Raw genomic sequence first — 18,700 nt, forward strand, 5'->3', positions numbered from 1 at the left:
GTGGCCGGTTGCGGCGTGTCTGCGCCCGGACGGGGCCCGTTTCGTTCAGAAAGGAACGGGGACGTTAGGTGCTAGCCCGACAACTGTGAGAGGTTTGGTCGCATGGGTCGACTATTCGGCACCGACGGTGTCCGTGGGGTCGCCAATCGCGAGTTGACCGCCGAGCTGGCGCTGGCGCTGGGTTCCGCGGCGGCGCGGCACCTGGCGAGCACACCGGCACCGGGCCGGCGGGTCGCGGTGATCGGTCGCGATCCGCGGGCCAGCGGCGAAATGCTGGAGGCCGCGGTGATCGCGGGGCTGACCAGTCAAGGTGTCGACGCGCTGCGGGTCGGGGTGCTGCCCACCCCCGCGGTGGCCTACCTGACCGGCGCCTATGACGCCGACTTCGGGGTGATGATCTCGGCGTCGCACAACCCGATGCCCGACAACGGCATCAAGATCTTCGGCCCCGGCGGCCACAAGCTCGACGACGGCACCGAGGAACAGATCGAGGCGCTGCTCGACATTGATCCCGAGTTGCGTCCGGTCGGAGCCGGGATCGGGCGGGTCATCGATGCCGAGGACGCGGCCGACCGCTACCTGCGCCACCTGAGCAAGGCCAGCGCGCTGCGCCTCGACGGGTTGACCGTGGTGGTGGATTGCGCACACGGCGCGGCCTCCGCGGTGGCCCCGCGCGCCTACCGCGCGGCCGGTGCCCGGGTGATCGCGATCAACGCCGACCCCAACGGGCTCAACATCAACGACAACTGCGGCTCCACGCATCTGGATTCGCTGCGTGCGGCCGTCGTCGCACACCGCGCCGACCTGGGTCTGGCCCACGACGGGGACGCCGACCGCTGCCTGGCCATCGACGCCAACGGCAACCTGATCGACGGCGACCACATCATGGTGGTGCTCGCGCTCGCGATGCACGAGGCCGACGAACTGGCGTCCGAGACACTGGTGACCACCGTGATGAGCAATCTGGGGCTGCATCTGGCCATGCGCTCGGCCGGAATCACGGTGCGCACCACCGGCGTTGGTGACCGCTACGTCGTGGAGGAACTACGGGCCGGCGACTACAGCCTGGGGGGCGAGCAGTCCGGGCACATCGTGATGCCCGCGTTGGGCTCGACCGGTGACGGCATCGTCACCGGCCTGCGGCTGATGACCCGCGTGGCGCAGACCGGCTCGTCGCTGGCCGAGCTGGCATCTGCGATGAAGACGCTGCCGCAGGTGCTGATCAACGTGACGGTCGCTGACAAGGACACCGCCGCCAGCGCGCCCGCGGTGCAGAGCGCCGTCGGACAGGCCGAAGCCGAACTGGGCGACACCGGCCGAATCCTGTTGCGGCCCTCAGGAACCGAACCGATGATCCGGGTCATGGTGGAAGCACCCGATAAGGACATCGCTCAGCGCGTCGCCACCCGAGTCGCCGAAGCGGTCAGCGGCGCGCTCTGATCTCCCCGGAACCCCGCCGCGCCCACGGGCGTCGGATAAAGCATGAAATCCGTTGGGGGAACACGCTCTGTAGCCATCGCCCGCACGCAGATCGACCTGCCGGCGGCGCGGCGGGTCGCTAACCAATTCGCGATGGCGGCCGAATTCATCGACCGCGCGGTAAGCGACCACTTGTCCAGGCTGGCTTTCGGCGGCGCCAGCGCCGGGCGGACGCACACCGCGCGCGGCGACGCGCTGCGCGTCGAGTCGGAGCGGTTGGTGGCGCAGGTGTCGCAGTGGTCGCGCGCATCGGCGGAGATCGCCGCCGCGCTGCGGTCGAGCGCTGAGCGCTACGCCGACGCCGAACTGTATGCCGCGGCGCGGATCGCTTAGCCGTGGCCGACCGATTGGATGTGGCCGCGCGATTAGCCGAGGGCCGGGCGGCCGTCGAGCACACCCAGACCTTCGTACAGGCCTGTCATACGCTGGGCTACCAAAATCCGGATCTGACAGCGCATCCCGCACAGGTCCGCGAGCGGTATGCGGGCGAGGACGCTCTCGACCTGCGCGCTCTGGACCGCGATTGTGCGGAGTTGCGCGCGGCGGGCGTGGTGGCGGCCGAAGCGTTGCGGATGCAGCGCGCCCAGGTGGCCGAGCTGGCCGCGGCGTGGACTGGTCCGGGCGGCGACGCCGCGGTGCAGCTGCTGCAGCGGCATTGCGACACCGGGGACGCCGTTGTCACGGAACTGCGAGCGGCGGCCCAACGATGCGAGTCGCTGCGCGACAACCTGTGGTATCTGGTCGATTCGGAGGTGGCGACCGCCATTGCCGTCGACGACCGCGTGCGCTTTCAACGGCCGGCATGGCTGGCCGCCGCTGCCGCGGTGTTGGCAGGGGACCGGGACGGCGCGGCCGACGTGGTGCGCCAGCAGGTTATGCCGTACGTGGACAACGATATTCGCAACGACTGGTTGACGGCGATGCGGTCCGCCTCGGACGGGGTCGAGACGTCCTACGCCATGGTCATCGACAAGATGGCCGCCGTCCCGACGGCGCGCTTCGAATTCCCTGGCGATCTCGGGACGGGAGTTGCGCCGGTGCAGCTCGCCCCGCCGGTGGCCGCCGCCCCCGTCCCGGCCGCGGATCCCGCACCGACGTTGACGGCTGCTGTGTCCGATCCGGTCAGTGCCGCACCGGAGTCGGTGACTCCGGCACCGCCGCCGGTCGCTGCCGCGCCGCCAGGGGACTGGGGAGCCGCGCTGGGCGATGGCCTGGGCATGCCGGCGGGCGGTCTGGGTGGGCTCGGCGGGGGCGATCTCGGTGGTGGGCTCGGCGGCGGCGGTGGCCTTCTCGGGCTGGCCGGCCGGATCGTCGACGCGGTGGGCGGGCTGATCGGATCGCCCGGCGACGGGCTGGATGGTGCGGATCCCTTGAACGACAGCGGGGACGCTTTCGATGAAAACCCTTTTCAGAAAAGCGATCCCGAGGACACGAGCGAGGGCGACGACATGACCGTCGACGACAAGGCCGCCGACGACAAGGCCGCCGACGACAAGGCCGCCGACGATCCCGCCGAAACCAACCAGCCCGTCGACGAACCTCAACCCGAGCCCTACGACACAATCCAACCGGTCGAGGCCCCACCGCCGGCCGGCACACCGGCACCGGACACGCCGCCCGCACCTGCGGCCGCTCCCGTCGTCGAACCGGCACCCGCGGCTGACCAGGGATCGACGCCGTGCGAGATTGCCGCCGACCAGCTTCCGCAGGCGGGGCAGTGACCGCTCAGGGCTGCAGCTTCAGGGCTTCGGTGACAAAGCGCACGGATTCGGTGTGGTCGGCGGCGAGCGGGTTCACCAACAGCGTGGTCACACCCGCCTCGGCGAAGGCGGCCATGCGTTCGGCGACGTATCCTGTCGGGCCGATCAGCGACATGCCGCGCACCAGCTCGTCGGGCACCGCGTCGATAGCCTCCTGCTTGCGGCCGGACAGGTATAGCTCCTGGATTCGGTCGGCGACCTCCCCGAATCCATACCGCGTCGCCAGATTGTGGTAGAAATTGCGGCCTTTCGCGCCCATCCCGCCGATGTAGAGGCCCAGCTGCGGCTTGACCCACGCCAGCCGATCGTCGACGTTGTCCCCGATCGCCAACGACGCGTGCACCATGACATCGAGCGGCCCCAACACGGGATCGCGCTTGGCGGCACCGGCCGCCAGCGACTCTCCCCAGATCGACGCGGCCTTGTCAGGCAGATAGAAGACGGGCTGCCAGCCCTCGGCGATCTCGGCGGTGAGCTCGACATTCTTGGGGCCCAACGCGGCGATGCTGACCGGAATACGTTCGCGCACCGGGTGATTGATGAGCTGCAGCGACTTGCCCAAACCCGTTCCGCGATCAGCGGGCAACGGTAACTGGTAATGCTTGCCGTCGTATTGCACGCGTTCGCGGCGCCACACCTTGCGGCAGATCTCCACGATCTCGCGGGTGCGGCCGATCGGGGCGTCGAACGGAACCCCGTGGAATCCCTCGATCACCTGCGGCCCGGAGGTGCCGATGCCGAGGCGGAATCGCCCGTCGGACACGTAATCCAGCCCCGCGGCGGTCATCGCCAGCAGCGACGGCGTGCGGATGTAGATGGGCAGCACCCCGGACGCCAGCTCGACGGTGGTCGTCTTGGCGGCCAGATAGCCCAGTTGGCTGATGGCGTCGAAGGCATACGCCTCGGCCACCACCACGACTTCGATACCGGATTTTTCGAGTTCGACCACGCGGTCCACGGCGTCGTGAAAGCCACCCGAGTAATTCAGAGCGATCCCGATTCGCATCAATGACACTTACCCCGTCAGCCATGCGGTCTCACTTCAGCAGCGCGACGATCTTCTCTTCCAGCGGAATCGCTTCGGCCTCGGGGTCGATCGCAGCCGTGCCCGGCAGATGCACCTGCGGATCGGAGAAATCGCGATACTTCTTGTCCCCGCCCAGGGTGTAGAGCAGGTAACCGGTCAGCAACGCCCGAACCGACCGCTGGGTGCGCCGGTGCGCGCCGGCCAGCCCCAGCATCTTGGTCAGTCGGCGGCCCTCGACCAGCCCACCGGATTCGGCCTTGCTGACGATGCGCAGCGTCGCCGCCTCCCACGCGTCGGCCAGCGCCAATGCGTTGGAGTTCAGCGTTTTCGGATCGCCGGGCGCGGTGAAGATCACCCCGGGAACCTGCAGCGTCGCGGCCGGCTGCTGGGCCGGCGGGCTGGTGACGCTGGGGAAAATCGCCGCCACTGCGGCGGGCTTGGCCGGCATCCCGGCAGCGGCGAACACCGCTGCCGAGCCGCCGAAGCCGTGACCGACCACGCCGAGCTTGGCCGGGTGCACGCTGATCTTGCCGGGGCCCAGGCGCACGCCCGACACGATGTCCAGGACGGTGCCGAGATCGAAGGCGAGGTTCAGCACCGAGGGAGCCAGGCCGCGCTGGGTGTCGGGAGCGCCGGCCACGATGCCCCACGACGCCAGATGCTCGAGCAAGTTCGAATACCGGGCCGCGCCCGTGAGCCAGTCGTGGCCGAACGCCACGCCGGGCAGATTCAGCCCCTCCTCGGGGGTGTACACCACGCCCGGCAGGCCGGCAAAGGCCAGGTCACCACGCAAAACCCGATGGGGGCCACGGCGGCTGAGAGCTGCGACGAGCTTGCGGATGCGGGCCACGCGTTGACGTTAGCGCATCGCAACCGGGCGCCGAGGGAGAAGGAAGGCCGCCCGGTCTGCCCGGCCGGTGCGCGGGGTCTTTCTAGTCCCTGACCTCGACGACACCCATCCGCCACAGCGCCGCGTAAAGCTGGCGCAGCGGGACGGACAGCAGTTTGGTGGTCATGTCCATCAGGGGGTTGCCGGAGTCGGCCGACGCCTGCGGGCGCGGCGTGGGCGTCTGCTGGGGCGCCGGCGCCATGGGGGCGGGCACCGCGTCGTCGTAGCGAACTGCCGTCATGATTGCCTCCTCATGGCGCCCGGCGGGCGGTCGGGGAAAGTTACGCATCTCAATACGACCCATTGCACAATTCCCGGTTAACAACCACTGACGATTGAATTCATGGCTCGGCTAAAAGCGTGGTCCCAGGTAGCCAGAATATCTGGCCCAGGCCTGATACCAGTCTGACTGCAAGTCGATGCCCACAGTTTCGTAGTTGTCACGCTGCGTAATCGTGATCGGGCGGGATCCAGGCAGCTCGTCCTTCCGAAGGCTTGAGGCTCTTTCCGGTCTTTGCTGATATTTCAATGTTAGGGCGATGAATCCCGTGGACGTTCATGCGAAACGAAAACGTTGCGAATACATCAGGTGAAAAACATTTCCGCCGTTTATGACCAGTGAGTGAATAATGTCAGCGCTGGGCGCGGGATACGCGGCGCCGGGTGGGGTCGGGGCATCGCCGGTCCAGGCGACCGCACCGATGTGCTCGGTGAGCGGCAGGGAGAACTGGCGGTAGGGGTCGGGTCAAAACGGGCCTTTCGTGCAGGTGGGCGGCCTAACCATAATCGCGGAATGCGGGGTTGGCGCTCCACCTGCACTACCCTGTTCAGAATGTGCGGAATTGTCGGCTATGTCGGGCAGCAGCCCGCCTGTGAGGTCGTCATGTCCGCGCTGCGCCGGATGGAGTACCGCGGCTACGACTCGTCGGGCGTCGCCTTGGCCAACGGCGACGGCACCCTGACGGTCAGCCGTCGTGCCGGCCGGCTGGCCAACCTGGAAGCGGCGGTCGCCGAAATGCCGGCGTCGTCGCTGACCGGAACCACCGGCCTCGGTCACACCCGGTGGGCCACCCACGGGCGCCCCACGGACCGCAACGCGCACCCGCATCGCGACGCCGCCGGCAAGATCGCCGTGGTCCACAACGGCATCATCGAGAACTACGCCAACCTGCGCCACGAGCTGGAGGCCCAGGGCGTGGAATTCGCCAGCGACACCGACACCGAGGTGGCGGTGCATCTGGTGGCGCAGGCATACCGGCACGGCCCTACCGCAGGCGATTTCGCCGCATCGGTGCTCGCCGTGCTGCGCCGCCTGGACGGCCACTTCACGTTGGTGTTCGCCAACGCTGACGACCCCGGCACCATCGTCGCCGCCCGCCGCTCCACCCCGCTGGTGATCGGCATCGGCGACGGCGAGATGTTCGTCGGCTCCGACGTGGCGGCCTTCATCCCGCACACCCGCAACGCCATCGAACTCGGCCAGGACCAGGCCGTGGTGATCACCGCCAACGGCTACCGGATCACCGACTTCGACGGCAACGACGACCTGGGATCCGGGGCATACCGCGAGTTCCATATCGATTGGGATCTGGCCGCCGCCGAAAAGGGCGGCTACGAGTACTTCATGCTCAAGGAGATCGCCGAGCAGCCCGCCGCCGTGGCCGACACCCTGCTGGGACACTTCGTCAACGGCCGGATCGTCCTCGACGAACAGCGGCTGTCCGATCAGGAACTCCGCGAGATCGACAAGGTGTTCGTGGTGGCCTGCGGCACCGCGTATCACTCCGGCCTGCTGGCGAAGTACGCGATCGAGCACTGGACGCGGCTGCCGGTCGAGGTCGAGCTGGCCAGCGAATTCCGGTACCGCGACCCTGTTCTGGACCGCAGCACCCTGGTGGTCGCCATCTCGCAGTCCGGCGAGACCGCGGACACCCTGGAAGCTGTCCGGCACGCCAAGGAGCAGAAGGCCAAGGTCTTGGCGATCTGCAATACCAACGGCTCGCAGATTCCCCGCGAGTGCGACGCTGTGCTCTACACCCGCGCCGGCCCGGAGATCGGGGTGGCCTCGACCAAGACGTTCCTGGCACAGATCACCGCCAACTATCTGGTCGGGTTGGCGCTGGCGCAGGCCCGCGGGACCAAGTACCCCGACGAGGTGCAGCGCGAGTACCACGAGCTGGAAGCGATGCCGGACCTTGTAGCGCGGGTCATCGCGACGATCAAGCCGGTGGCCGCCTTGGCCTATCAATTCGCCCAGTCGACGACGGTGCTGTTCCTGGGCCGCCACGTCGGATACCCGGTGGCGCTGGAAGGCGCGCTGAAACTCAAGGAATTGGCGTACATGCACGCCGAGGGATTCGCCGCCGGCGAACTAAAGCACGGCCCGATCGCGCTGATCGAAGACGATCTGCCGGTCATCGTCGTCATGCCGTCCCCCAAGGGGTCGGCCGTGCTGCACGCCAAGTTGTTGTCCAACATCCGCGAGATCCAGGCCCGCGGCGCGATAACCATCGTGATCGCCGAGGAAGGCGATGACACCGTGCGCCCGTACGCCGACCACCTGATCGAAATTCCCTCTGTATCAACCCTTCTGCAGCCGCTGCTGTCGACCATCCCGCTGCAGGTGTTCGCCGCGTCGGTGGCACAGGCCCGCGGCTACGACGTCGACAAGCCGCGAAACCTGGCCAAGTCCGTCACGGTTGAATAGGCGGACCTAGCTCGCACGGCTTCGCCCGTATCACCGGCGGACACCCGGCCGATCCATTACATTGCCCTGGGGCAGCATTTGTGGCAGGTGGGTTGGGTTACGTCCGTCCGGGAGGAAGTATGCGATCGGCCGGCATGAAGTATGGCGTGGTAGGTCTTATCGTCCTCACCCTCGCGGCTTACGCGGTGGCGGTCGCGATGTATGCGCAGAGTGGAACCGGCCGGCATCTGGATGTGACCGCCCCGGCGGTCGACGGTGACAAGCCGTCGGCAACCATCAACGTGGAAGACATTCAGTCCAACAACAGCGTGCTTGCCATCAACCTGGCTTTCAATCCCGGATCGGCCTTGCTGGATCCGAAGACCCACCACCTCAAGGACGATCTCAGCCTGCGCGTCAGGTCCGCCGCGATGCCTTCCCGCCACACCTGGACCAAGGGGATGCTGCCCGGCCTGATGGCGGTCCCGCTGACCATCGCCGGCGAGATCGAGCGCTGGCCCTTCGACCAATACCGCTCGGGGCCGATCGAGGTCGAAATCTTCTATGGGCCCGACACCGACCGGGCACCCGACCATGTGCCGGTCAGCTTCGTCGATCACCTGTCGGGGTGGCGGCTGTCCGCCACCAGGCCCCAGGCGGACAATACCTACCGACTGAATGTGCGGCGCTCGCTCGGCACCGCGGCGTTCGCCGTCGTCATCCTCGGCGTGCTCATCACGATCGCCAGTCTGGCTCTGGTCGTGGCGATTCAGACGGCGCGGGACCGGCGGCCGTTTCAGCCACCGATGACGACCTGGTACGCGGCCATGCTGTTCGCGGTGGTGCCACTGCGCAACGCGCTACCCGGCTCGCCGCCATTCGGCAGCTGGGTCGATATCACCGTCGTCATCTGGGTGTTGGTCGCGTTGGCGGTCTCGATGATTCTCTACATCGGCTGCTGGTGGCGGCATCTGAAACCGCCGCCCGCACCCGCACCGGCGGAACCCGCCCCCGCGCCGGCGGATCCGGCCCCGGCGACGGCGAGGTAGCCGATCGCCGGCGGCGTGTTTGCCGCGGAAGTCGTCCGGCGCCCCGCCCCGCGTGCGAAGGTTGATGCCGTGGCGCATCCATCGGTTCGCAGTCGAGTGCGCAGCATGACGCTGGTGGTCTGGCATTTCGTCACCAGCGCTCCGCTGACCTACGGCTGGCTGGTGGTGCTGATGATCACGACGTTCATCCAGACCCATCTCACCGGCCGGGAGCTGCACTCCGTACTGCTGCACCGCTCCACCAACATTCACGAGTTGGGCAGCGACCCGCTCGGCGTCCTGTTCTCCAGCCTGCTGTGGATCGACGGCAAAAACTTCGAGCCGTACCTGCTGCTGTTCACTCTGTTTCTCGCGCCGGCCGAACACTGGCTCGGCCAGCTGCGCTGGCTCACTGTGGGATTGAGCTCGCACATCCTTGCCACCTACATCAGCGAAGGCATCCTCTACTTCGCGATCGAGGATCACGACGCCCCGCAACGGCTGGTGCACGCGCGCGACATCGGGGTCAGCTATTTCCTCGTCGGCGTGATGGCCGTGCTGAGCTACCACATCGTCCGGCCGTGGCGCTGGGGATATCTCGGGGTGTTGTTCATCATCTTCGGTTTCCCGCTGATCACGATGGGCAGCGAACTGAACTTCACCGCCATCGGGCACTTCACCTCGATCTTCATCGGCTTGTGCTTCTACCCGATGACTCGCACGCGTTCCAAACGCAGCAGCCCGTTGAGTCCCGCGCGCCTGCGGGCCATGGCGCGCCGCAACGCGCCACCGGAGACCTCGACCTGATGCCGGCACCGGCCGGCACCGAAAGACTCTGGGCGCCAAGCCACTCCGAAGCGGTGGCGGCCGCCGAATGCGCCGGCGATCCGAGCGGGGCCGTCCGCCGCGACGGTGACACGTAATCTGACTCTGATGCGGCATTACTACTCCGTAGACGCGATCCGCCAGGCCGAGGCGCCACTGCTGGCCAGCCTGCCCGACGGTGCGCTGATGCGGCGCGCGGCCTACGGGCTGGCCACCGAGATCATCGGCGAGTTAGCCGCCCGCACCGGCGGGGTAACCGGGCGACGTGTGTGCGCGGTCGTCGGCTCCGGAGACAACGGCGGTGACGCGCTGTGGGCGGCCACCTTCCTGCGCCGTCGCGGCGCGGCCGCCGACGCGATCCTGCTCAACCCCGAGCGCACCCATCGCAAGGGCCTGGCCGCGTTTCGGCGGGCCGGCGGCCGCATCGTCGAAAGCATCTCGCCGACAACCGATCTCGTCATCGACGGCGTGGTGGGGATCTCCGGCTCCGGAGCGCTGCGGCCCGCCGCGGCCGAGGTGTTCACCGTCGTCGATGACGCGAGAATCCCGGTGATCGCCGTCGACATCCCCAGCGGCGTCGACGCCGCGACCGGGGCGATCAGCGGCCCCGCGGTGCACGCCGTGCTGACCGTCACCTTCGGCGGGCTCAAATACGTGCACGCACTCGCCGACTGCGGGCGGGTGCGGCTGATCGACATCGGGCTCGATCTTCCCGACACCGACGTGCTGGGCTTCGAGGCCGCCGACGTGGCCGCCCGCTGGCCGGTGCCCGGGCCCCACGACGACAAGTACACCCAGGGCGTCACCGGCGTGACGGCTGGCTCGTCAACCTATCCGGGCGCCGCCGTGCTGTGCACCGGCGCCGCCGTCGCGGCGACCTCCGGCATGGTCCGCTACGCCGGCAGCGCGCACCGCGAGGTGCTCGCGCACTGGCCCGAGGTGATCGCCTCGCCCACCCCCGCGTCGGCCGGACGGGTGCAGTCCTGGGTCGTCGGGCCGGGATTGGGCACCGACGACGTCGGGGCCGCGGCGCTGTGGTTCGCGCTGGAAACAGACCTGCCGGTGATCGTGGACGCCGACGGGCTGACCATCCTGGCGGCCCACCCCGAGCTGGTGGCCAGCCGCACCGCGCCGACGGTGCTGACTCCGCACGCGGGTGAGTTCGCCCGGCTGGCGGGTAACCCACCCGGTGATGACCGGGTGGGCGCGTGCCGCAAGCTGGCCGACGCGTTCGGCGCCACGGTGCTGCTCAAGGGCAACGTGACGGTCATCGCCGATCCGGGCGGCCCGGTCTACCTCAATCCGGCCGGGCAGTCGTGGGCGTCCACCGCAGGCTCCGGTGACGTGTTGTCCGGCATGATCGGCGCGCTGCTGGCGTCGGGGTTGCCGCCGGCCGAGGCGGCGGCCGCCGCGGCCTTCGTGCACGCGCGCGCGGCGGCGCTGTCGGCAGCCGACCCGGGGCCCGGCGAAGCGCCCACGTCGGCATCGCGCATGGTGCCACACATCCGAGCCGCCCTGGCCGCCCTGTAGCTGCAGTAGAAAGGATTTCGTTGTGCCCCAACACCCTTCCATGCCCGCGCACTCCATCGCCCCGGCCTATACAGGTCGCCTGTTCACCGCGCCGGTGCCGGCGCTGCGGATGCCCGACGAGTCGATGGATCCCGAGGCGGCCTATCGCTTCATCCACGACGAGCTGATGCTCGACGGCAGCTCGCGGCTGAACCTGGCCACCTTCGTCACCACCTGGATGGACCCCCAGGCCGGGCGGCTGATGGCCGAGACGTTCGATAAGAACATGATCGACAAGGACGAATACCCGGCGACCGCGGCCATCGAGCAGCGCTGCGTGTGCATGGTGGCCGATCTGTTCCACGCCGACGGCTTGCGCGACGACGACCCGTCCAGCGCTGTCGGGGTGTCGACGATCGGGTCCAGCGAGGCCGTGATGCTGGGCGGTCTGGCGATGAAGTGGCGGTGGCGCGCGAAGGTCGGCAAGGACTGGAAGGGCCGCACCCCGAACATGGTGATGGGCTCCAACGTCCAGGTGGTCTGGGAGAAGTTCTGCCGCTACTTCGACGTCGAACCGCGCTACCTGCCGATGGAGGAGGGGCGCTACGTCATCACGCCGGAGCAGGTCGTCGATGCCGTCGACGAGGACACCATCGGTGTGGTGGCGATCCTGGGCACCACCTACACCGGTGAGCTGGAGCCCATCGCCGAGATCTGTGCGGCGTTGGACAAACTGGCGGCCGGTGGCGGGGTGGATGTTCCGGTCCACGTCGACGCCGCCAGCGGGGGGTTCGTGGTGCCCTTCCTGCACCCCGAGGTGAAGTGGGACTTCCGGCTGCCCCGGGTGGTCTCGATCAACGTCAGCGGCCACAAGTACGGGCTGACCTACCCGGGCGTCGGGTTCGTGGTGTGGCGCAGCAAGGAGTACCTGCCCGAGGATCTGGTGTTCCACGTGAATTATCTGGGCGGCGACATGCCGACCTTCACGCTGAACTTTTCCCGGCCCGGCAACCAGGTCGTCGGCCAGTACTACAACTTCCTGCGGTTGGGCCGAGAGGGCTACACGCAAGTCATGCAGACGCTGTCGTCGACTGCGCGGTGGCTGGGTGAGCAGCTGCGCGTCGGAGAACATTGCGAGTTGATCTCCGACGGTTCGGCGATCCCGGTGGTCAGCTTCAGCCTTGCGAAGGGCCGCGGGTACACCGAGTTCGACGTCTCCCACGAGCTGCGGACCTTCGGTTGGCAGGTGCCCGCCTACACCATGCCCGACAATGCCACCAACGTATCGGTGCTGCGCATCGTGGTTCGCGAGGGCCTTTCCGCCGACCTGGCGAGGGCCTTGCACGACGATGCGCGTACCGCGCTGGCCTCCCTCGACAAGATCAAGCCCGGCGGGCACTACGACGCTCAGCACTTCGCGCACTGAGTCCCGGCTTGTCACATCGGAAGCGCCACACCTGCCACAGTGGCCCCGGCAGGGGCGCATGTGGTGCCTGTGACCATTGCGACGAAGCCACCCGGTCGGCTGCGGTCTGCTCCCGTCGGCGGCCGATGTGTTCGGCCCGTTCTGGGACAATGGCTGCTGCGAACTGACAGACAGACGAGTGGAGCGCGACTTCTTTGGCCGTTACGCCGATATCCCTGACACCGGGCGTCCTCGCCGAGGCCCTGGTGGACCTGGGCGCGATTGAGCACAACGTGCGGCTGCTGTGCGAGCAGGCCGGCGACGCGCAGGTGATGGCCGTGGTCAAGGCCGACGGCTACGGCCACGGAGCCCCCCAGACGGCGCGCGCCGCCGTTGCCGCGGGGGCCACCGAGTTGGGTGTCGCCACTGTCGCCGAGGGTCTGGCGCTGCGCGCGGCCGGGATCACCGCACCGGTGTAGGCCTGGCTGCACCCGCCCGGTATCGACTTCGGGCCCGCGCTGCTGGCCGACATTCAGATCTCCGTGTCGTCGGAGCGCCAGCTCGACGAGCTACTGGACGCGGCGCGCCGCACCGGCCGGACCGCGACGGTGACCGTCAAGGTCGACACCGGGCTGAACCGCAATGGGGTACCTCCGGGGCAATACCCCTCGATACTGACCGCGCTGCGCCGGGCCGTCGCCGAGGAGGCTATCGCGCTGCGGGGGCTGATGTCGCACATGGTCTATGCCGACCAGCCCGACAATCCCATGAATAACCTTCAGGCCCAACGGTTCAGCGACATGCTGGCCCAGGCGCGCGATCAGGGTGTGCGGTTCGACATGGCGCACCTGTCGAATTCGTCGGCCACGATGTCGCGTCCCGACCTGGCCTTCGACATGGTGCGCCCCGGCATCGCGATATACGGGTTGAGCCCGGTGCCCGAGCGCGGCGACATGGGTCTGGTGCCGGCGATGACGGTGAAATGCACTGTGGCCCTGGTGAAGTCGATCAACGCGGGGGAGAGCGTGTCCTACGGCCACACCTGGACCGCGCAGCGCGACACCAACCTCGCGCTGATTCCGGTCGGTTATGCCGACGGCGTCTTCCGGTCGCTGGGCGGACGGCTGGAGGTGTTGATCAACGGCAGGCGGCGACCGGGCGTCGGGCGGATCTGCATGGACCAGTTCGTGGTCGACCTCGGCCCGGGACGCACCGACGTGGCCGAAGGCGACGAGGCGATCCTGTTCGGGCCGGGCGTCAGTGGTGAACCCACCGCGCAGGACTGGGCCGATCTGCTCGGCACTATCCACTACGAAGTGGTGACCAGCCCCCGCGGGCGGATCACCAGGACCTACCGCGAGGCGCGAACCGTTGAGCCGTGAGGAATCCCGCAGGCGCCGCAAGGCCGGGGCCTGGCTTGCGGGAGGCGCGGGGGTGACGGCCGTCGCCACCATCATCGGAGCCTCGGCCCGCCGATCGATGACCCAGCGCGCCACGTTCGAAGACCCGTACGCCCATGAGGATTTCAACAGGGTCGAGGACGACACCAGATCAGTGGTGACCACTCCCGACGGTATACCGCTGGCGGTCCGCGAAGCCGGTCCGGCCGATGCACCGCTGACCCTGGTGTTCGTCCACGGATTCTGTTTGCAGATGGGCGCCTTTCATTTTCAGCGCACGCGGCTGCCCGATCAGTTGGACCCCGACATGCGGATGGTCTTCTACGACCAGCGCGGGCACGGCAGATCCAGCGAGGCCGATCCCGAGACCTACACGCTGACCCAACTCGGCCGGGACCTGCAGACCGTGCTGGACGTGATGGCACCGCGTGGAATGATCGTGCTGGTGGGCCACTCGATGGGCGGCATGACGGTGTTGTCGCATGCGCGCCAGTTCCCCGAGCAGTACGGGCGCCGGATTGTGGGCGCCGCCCTGATTTCCTCGGCGGCCGAGGGCGTTTCGAGGTCACCGTTGGGTGAGATACTCAAAAACCCTGCGCTGGAAGCGGTCCGGGTTGCCGCGCGGTCGGCGCCGAAGTTGATGCACCGCGGCCGCAACGTGTCCCGGTCGTTGATCGGCCCGGTGCTGCGGGCCGCCTCCTACAGCGACCTGCAGGTGAGCCGGAGCCTGGACGCGTTCTCCCAGCGCATGATGAACAGCACCCCGATCCCAACGATGGTGGGCTTCCTGGATGCGTTGGAAAAGCACGACGAGACGGCCGGGCTGTGGACGCTGCTGCGCATCCCGACCCTTATCGCATGCGGCGACCACGACCTGCTCACCCCGGACGAGTATTCGCGAAAAATGGCCGCCAGCCTGCCGCAGTCCGAACTGGTCATCGTCGCCGGGGCCAGCCATCTGGCGCTGCTGGACAAGCCCGACGCCATCAACGATGGGCTGGTCCGATTGGTCAGGCGGGCCACCCCGAGCAAGGCGGCGCTGCGGATGCGACGGATGCGAGAGAGGTTGCGGCGCCGTGGCTGAGTTTGATGGCGGCGACCCGCCGCGCCCGGCTGCGCCGCGCTTGCGATCGCCGCGGGGGGAGGGCACCGCGACGCTGGAGCGCGTCGAGGACACCATGGCGCTGGGCTCGCGGCTGGGGCAACAACTGCGCGCGGGCGACGTAGTGGTGCTCTCCGGCCCGCTCGGCGCGGGAAAGACGGTGCTGGCCAAGGGAATTGCCGCGACAATGGACGTCGACGGGCCGGTCACCTCACCGTCCTACGTGCTGGCGCGGGTGCATCCGCCGCGACGTCGGGGCGCCCCGACCATGATTCACGTCGACATGTACCGGCTGCTCGACCACGCCGGCCATCAGGGCGCCGACCTGCTCGGCGAACTCGATTCTCTGGACTTGGACAGTGATCTCGACGACGCTGTCGTCGTCGTGGAATGGGGCGAGGGCCTGGTCGAGCGGCTGGCCGAGCGTCATCTCGACATCCGGCTGGAGCGCATCACCGGATCCGACGTGCGGATCGCCACCTGGCGGTGGGCCGTTAATGCCGACAACGAGGGTGATTTATGAGCATCGTCCTTGCCTTGGACACCTCCACCCCTGCCGTGACGGCGGGCCTTGTGCGCCGTGAAGACCTGTGCGTGCTTGCCGAGCGGGTCACCGTCGACGCGCGGGCCCATGCCGAACGGCTCACCCCGAATGTCGTTGCGGCCGTGGCCGATGCGGGACTGACGATGGCCGACCTGGATGCCGTCGTGGTGGGCTGTGGCCCGGGGCCTTTCACCGGTCTGCGGGCCGGGATGGCCACCGCCGCCGCCTACGGGCACGCGCTGGATATCCCGGTACGCGGTGTGTGCAGCCTGGACGCCATCGGCGTGCGAACCCGCGGGGACGCGTTGGTGGTCACCGACGCCCGCCGACGCGAGGTTTACTGGGCCCGCTACCGCAACGGCGTACGCACCCACGGACCCGCGGTCAACGCCGCGGCCGACGTCGACCCGGGTACTGCTGCGGCCGTCGCCGGCTCACCCGAACATGCCGGCCTGTTCAATTTGCCGGTGTGCGACCCCAGCTGCCCGACGCCGACCGGATTGGTTGCGGCGGTAGCCGATTGGTCCGCCGACCCGGAGCCGCTGGTGGCCCTGTATCTGCGTCGGCCCGACGCCAAACCGTTGGCGACACGCCAATGACCGCCCACAGCGAAGCCGTGACGGTCGGCGGCCTGACCCGGGCCGACGCGCGGCGCTGCGCCGAGCTTGAGGCGCAGCTCTTCGACGGCGACGATCCCTGGCCCGCGGCGGCGTTTCGCCGCGAATTGGCCAGTGCCCACAACCATTACGTGGGCGCGCGGATCGGCGAGACGCTGGTCGGCTACGCCGGGATCTCGCGGCTGGGCCGCACCCCGCCCTACGAGTACGAGGTGCACACCATCGGCGTGGATCCCGCATACCAGGGCCGCGGGATTGGCCGACGGCTGCTCGACGAGCTGCTGATCTTCGCCGACGGCGGAGCCGTGTACCTGGAAGTCCGCACCGACAACGAGGCGGCCATCGGGCTGTACACCAGCTTCGGGTTCGAGCAGATCGGCTTGCGCCGCCGCTACTACCGGGTCAGCGGCGCCGACGCGTACACGATGCGCAGGGAGGCCTTGTGACACGCGTCGACGACGATGCACAGCGAAGCGATGAGGTGGGGGCACCTCCCGCTTGCGGGGGAGAGCGGCGCACATGACAAATATCCTCGCGATCGAAACCTCTTGCGATGAAACGGGAGTCGGCATCGCGCGGCTGGACGCCGACGGCACCGTGACGCTGCTGGCCGACGAGGTGGCATCCAGCGTTGACGAACACGTGCGGTTCGGCGGCGTGGTCCCCGAGATCGCCTCGCGCGCGCACCTGGAGGCGCTGGGACCCGCCATGCGCCGCGCGCTGTCGACCGCCGGCCTGGACAAGCCCGATGTCGTCGCGGCCACCATCGGGCCCGGACTGGCCGGCGCCCTGCTGGTGGGAGTCGCGGCGGCCAAAGCATATTCGGCCGCGTGGGGAGTGCCCTTCTACGCGGTGAACCACCTGGGCGGACACCTGGCCGCCGACGTCTACGAGCACGGGCCGCTGCCCGAGTGTGTGGCGCTGCTGGTCTCCGGCGGCCACACCCACCTGTTGCATGTGCGTTCGCTCGGCGACCCGATCGTCGAGCTGGGCAGCACCGTCGACGACGCCGCCGGCGAGGCCTACGACAAGGTGGCGCGGCTGCTGGGGCTGGGTTACCCGGGCGGCAGGGTCCTCGACGAGCTGGCCCGTACCGGTGATCGCGACGCCATCGCCTTCCCGCGCGGTATGACCGGGCCGCGCGACGACCGGTACGCGTTCAGCTTCTCCGGGCTCAAGACGGCCGTCGCGCGCTACCTGGAAAGCCACCCGGACGCGGTTAACGCCGATATCGCCGCTGGATTCCAGGAGGCGGTCGCCGACGTGCTGACCCGCAAGGCGGTGCGTGCGGCCTCGGATCTCGGGGTCTCGACATTGCTGATCGCGGGCGGAGTGGCCGCGAATTCGCGGTTGCGCGAGCTCGCGGAGCAGCGCAGCGTGGCGGCCGGGCTGACCCTACGGATTCCCAAGCCGGGCCTGTGCACCGACAACGGGGCGATGATCGCGTCCTTCGCCGCGCACCTGGTGGCGGCCGGGGCGACGCAGTCACCGTTGGACGTACCCAGCGATCCCGGGCTGCCGGTGGTCCGCGGGCAGGTGGCCTAGGCGACGATGAGCAGGTTGGTGCTCGTAGCCCAGGCCTGGGTGAAGGTGGCCAACGGAATCTGCTCGTTGCGGCCGCTGGGTGTGCCGCTGTCGTTGAGGTGAACGATGTTGTTGCGGGTGTCGACGCCGGTGACGACGACGGCGTGGTCGGCCTGGGTCCGCTGTCCCTGGCCCTGCCGGTAGTTCCAGATGGTTTCGGCGTTGATCGCCGCGATCACCTTGCGCCCGCCGGCCAAATCCTGCTCCATTCCTTGCAGGGTGTTGCCCGTCGTCAGCTGGGACTGGACGCCGTACTTGCTCAGCAGTAGCACCATGTCCTGCGGAGAGGTGCCATCAAAACGGTAGACGCCGCCGTGGTGGACTTCGCTTCTGGTGAACACGCCGCGTAGCTCGATGCCGACCTGGCTGGGTTCTTTGCCGGTGACTTGGCCGACCACGTCGGCGACGGCCATCAAGCCGCAGTCTTCGCCGATTTGATAGCGCCAGTAGGGCGCGGCGGCTTGAGGGTTGCCGTACATCTGGCCGTTCGGGTCGGCGTGGGCTATCCCGGTCAACCCGGTGCAGACCGCCAACAGCACCATGGTGTTCGCTATAGCCACGGCGGCGCCATTGGCACGCCCGATGCCCGAGTGCACAGTTTGATTATTCACTTTGGCCGATTTGTGCAAAGTGAATCGCCGGGACGACCGCAGCTCTCATGGGAAGCACTAGGGCGCCCTTGAGTGCTAGCACTCCCATGTATAGAGTGCTAGGTGGCAATCGGCCAAGCCCTGTGTCGGCACCCGCGACGACGGCGCTCGGGCACGGACGGATGCCAAACACCTGATAACTCGGAAGGTTCGGGGTCAACCCGTACCAGCCGTCAACTCCGGTCCGGGGACTCC

General features: G+C 68.4%; 17 protein-coding genes and 1 pseudogene. 14 read left to right on the top strand and 4 right to left on the bottom strand.

Going from position 1 to position 18,700, the window contains the following annotated elements:
* Positions 1-102 precede the first annotated feature (102 nt).
* The 3 genes from glmM to VFW69_RS00145 are packed head-to-tail and all read left to right on the top strand — an operon-like array spanning position 103 to position 3,200.
* Entirely contained in the window at positions 103-1,440 is a 1,338-nt protein-coding gene (glmM, locus tag VFW69_RS00135; RefSeq protein WP_526496909.1) for a phosphoglucosamine mutase, read from the top strand.
* Positions 1,441-1,482: 42 nt separating this feature from the next.
* The gene (locus VFW69_RS00140) at positions 1,483-1,812 is read left to right on the top strand and encodes a type VII secretion target (protein WP_526496911.1); all 330 of its coding nucleotides are present in this window, start codon (positions 1,483-1,485) and stop codon (positions 1,810-1,812) included.
* Positions 1,813-1,814: 2 nt separating this feature from the next.
* The gene (locus VFW69_RS00145) at positions 1,815-3,200 is read left to right on the top strand and encodes a hypothetical protein (RefSeq protein ID WP_526496913.1); all 1,386 of its coding nucleotides are present in this window, start codon (positions 1,815-1,817) and stop codon (positions 3,198-3,200) included.
* Positions 3,201-3,204: 4 nt separating this feature from the next.
* Here VFW69_RS00145 and VFW69_RS00150 read toward each other — a convergent pair whose 3' ends face one another.
* The 3 genes from VFW69_RS00150 to VFW69_RS00160 all read right to left on the bottom strand — a co-directional run bounded on the left by VFW69_RS00150 (position 3,205) and on the right by VFW69_RS00160 (position 5,396).
* Positions 3,205-4,245: an LLM class F420-dependent oxidoreductase gene (locus VFW69_RS00150; RefSeq protein ID WP_526496915.1), complete on the bottom strand. Its 1,041-nt coding sequence runs from the start codon at positions 4,243-4,245 to the stop codon at positions 3,205-3,207.
* A 31-nt stretch (positions 4,246-4,276) separates the two neighbouring features.
* The gene (locus VFW69_RS00155; protein WP_526496917.1) at positions 4,277-5,116 is read right to left on the bottom strand and encodes a dienelactone hydrolase family protein; all 840 of its coding nucleotides are present in this window, start codon (positions 5,114-5,116) and stop codon (positions 4,277-4,279) included.
* An 82-nt stretch (positions 5,117-5,198) separates the two neighbouring features.
* Complete coding sequence (locus tag VFW69_RS00160; protein WP_526496919.1) at positions 5,199-5,396, bottom strand: Rv1535 family protein; 198 nt, start codon at positions 5,394-5,396, stop codon at positions 5,199-5,201.
* A gap of 591 nt (positions 5,397-5,987) precedes the next feature.
* On the opposite strand from VFW69_RS00160, the gene glmS reads away from it, so the two are divergent.
* From glmS to tsaD, 11 genes and pseudogenes are all read left to right on the top strand, one after another.
* Positions 5,988-7,862 (top strand): glutamine--fructose-6-phosphate transaminase (isomerizing), encoded by a 1,875-nt coding sequence (gene glmS, locus VFW69_RS00165; protein WP_526496921.1) that lies wholly within the window; start codon positions 5,988-5,990, stop codon positions 7,860-7,862.
* Positions 7,863-7,981: 119 nt separating this feature from the next.
* Positions 7,982-8,890: a DUF4436 domain-containing protein gene (locus VFW69_RS00170; protein ID WP_526496923.1), complete on the top strand. Its 909-nt coding sequence runs from the start codon at positions 7,982-7,984 to the stop codon at positions 8,888-8,890.
* Between the two features lie 69 nt (positions 8,891-8,959).
* On the top strand, positions 8,960-9,676 hold the full coding sequence (locus VFW69_RS00175; protein ID WP_526496925.1) for a rhomboid-like protein: 717 nt from the start codon (positions 8,960-8,962) through the stop codon (positions 9,674-9,676).
* Between the two features lie 126 nt (positions 9,677-9,802).
* Positions 9,803-11,224, top strand: coding sequence for an NAD(P)H-hydrate dehydratase (locus VFW69_RS00180; protein ID WP_526496927.1), 1,422 nt, complete (start codon positions 9,803-9,805; stop codon positions 11,222-11,224).
* 40 nt (positions 11,225-11,264) lie between these two features.
* Positions 11,265-12,629 carry a glutamate decarboxylase gene (gad, locus tag VFW69_RS00185; RefSeq protein ID WP_526496989.1) on the top strand — a complete coding sequence of 455 codons (1,365 nt, stop codon included), beginning with the start codon at positions 11,265-11,267 and terminating at the stop codon, positions 12,627-12,629.
* A gap of 194 nt (positions 12,630-12,823) precedes the next feature.
* Positions 12,824-13,990 (top strand): annotated as a pseudogene (alr, locus tag VFW69_RS00190) (alanine racemase).
* A 52-nt stretch (positions 13,991-14,042) separates the two neighbouring features.
* The gene (locus VFW69_RS00195; RefSeq protein WP_526496991.1) at positions 14,043-15,092 is read left to right on the top strand and encodes an alpha/beta fold hydrolase; all 1,050 of its coding nucleotides are present in this window, start codon (positions 14,043-14,045) and stop codon (positions 15,090-15,092) included.
* Positions 15,093-15,132: 40 nt separating this feature from the next.
* The gene (tsaE, locus tag VFW69_RS00200) at positions 15,133-15,633 is read left to right on the top strand and encodes a tRNA (adenosine(37)-N6)-threonylcarbamoyltransferase complex ATPase subunit type 1 TsaE (RefSeq protein ID WP_526496993.1); all 501 of its coding nucleotides are present in this window, start codon (positions 15,133-15,135) and stop codon (positions 15,631-15,633) included.
* Positions 15,630-16,253, top strand: a complete 624-nt coding sequence (gene tsaB, locus VFW69_RS00205) for a tRNA (adenosine(37)-N6)-threonylcarbamoyltransferase complex dimerization subunit type 1 TsaB (RefSeq protein ID WP_526496929.1) — start codon at positions 15,630-15,632, stop codon at positions 16,251-16,253. The genes tsaE and tsaB overlap by 4 nt, the downstream gene beginning before the upstream one ends.
* On the top strand, positions 16,250-16,717 hold the full coding sequence (gene rimI, locus VFW69_RS00210) for a ribosomal protein S18-alanine N-acetyltransferase (RefSeq protein ID WP_526496931.1): 468 nt from the start codon (positions 16,250-16,252) through the stop codon (positions 16,715-16,717). Before tsaB ends, rimI begins: the two co-directional genes overlap by 4 nt.
* 73 nt (positions 16,718-16,790) lie before the next feature.
* The gene (gene tsaD / locus VFW69_RS00215) at positions 16,791-17,816 is read left to right on the top strand and encodes a tRNA (adenosine(37)-N6)-threonylcarbamoyltransferase complex transferase subunit TsaD (RefSeq protein ID WP_526496933.1); all 1,026 of its coding nucleotides are present in this window, start codon (positions 16,791-16,793) and stop codon (positions 17,814-17,816) included.
* Here the strand turns inward: tsaD and VFW69_RS00220 are convergent.
* Positions 17,813-18,415 (bottom strand): C39 family peptidase, encoded by a 603-nt coding sequence (locus tag VFW69_RS00220; protein ID WP_526496935.1) that lies wholly within the window; start codon positions 18,413-18,415, stop codon positions 17,813-17,815. The genes tsaD and VFW69_RS00220 overlap by 4 nt on opposite strands.
* Between the last annotated feature and the right edge of the window lie 285 nt (positions 18,416-18,700).

The sequence above is a fragment of the Mycobacterium sp. genome (genome assembly GCF_036273375.1).
Taxonomy (GTDB): domain Bacteria; phylum Actinomycetota; class Actinomycetes; order Mycobacteriales; family Mycobacteriaceae; genus Mycobacterium.

Excerpts from the sequence above, each read along its gene's own strand:
- VFW69_RS00170 (WP_526496923.1), top strand. The coding sequence starts at position 7,982 with ATGCGATCGGCCGGCATGAAGTATGGCGTGGTAGGTCTTATCGTCCTC.
- VFW69_RS00160 (WP_526496919.1), bottom strand. The coding sequence starts at position 5,396 with ATGACGGCAGTTCGCTACGACGACGCGGTGCCCGCCCCCATGGCGCCG.
- VFW69_RS00140 (WP_526496911.1), top strand. The coding sequence starts at position 1,483 with ATGAAATCCGTTGGGGGAACACGCTCTGTAGCCATCGCCCGCACGCAG.
- rimI (WP_526496931.1), top strand. The coding sequence starts at position 16,250 with ATGACCGCCCACAGCGAAGCCGTGACGGTCGGCGGCCTGACCCGGGCC.
- glmS (WP_526496921.1), top strand. The coding sequence starts at position 5,988 with ATGTGCGGAATTGTCGGCTATGTCGGGCAGCAGCCCGCCTGTGAGGTC.
- glmM (WP_526496909.1), top strand. The coding sequence starts at position 103 with ATGGGTCGACTATTCGGCACCGACGGTGTCCGTGGGGTCGCCAATCGC.
- gad (WP_526496989.1), top strand. The coding sequence starts at position 11,265 with ATGCCCGCGCACTCCATCGCCCCGGCCTATACAGGTCGCCTGTTCACC.
- tsaB (WP_526496929.1), top strand. The coding sequence starts at position 15,630 with ATGAGCATCGTCCTTGCCTTGGACACCTCCACCCCTGCCGTGACGGCG.
- VFW69_RS00150 (WP_526496915.1), bottom strand. The coding sequence starts at position 4,245 with ATGCGAATCGGGATCGCTCTGAATTACTCGGGTGGCTTTCACGACGCC.
- VFW69_RS00180 (WP_526496927.1), top strand. The coding sequence starts at position 9,803 with ATGCGGCATTACTACTCCGTAGACGCGATCCGCCAGGCCGAGGCGCCA.
- tsaD (WP_526496933.1), top strand. The coding sequence starts at position 16,791 with ATGACAAATATCCTCGCGATCGAAACCTCTTGCGATGAAACGGGAGTC.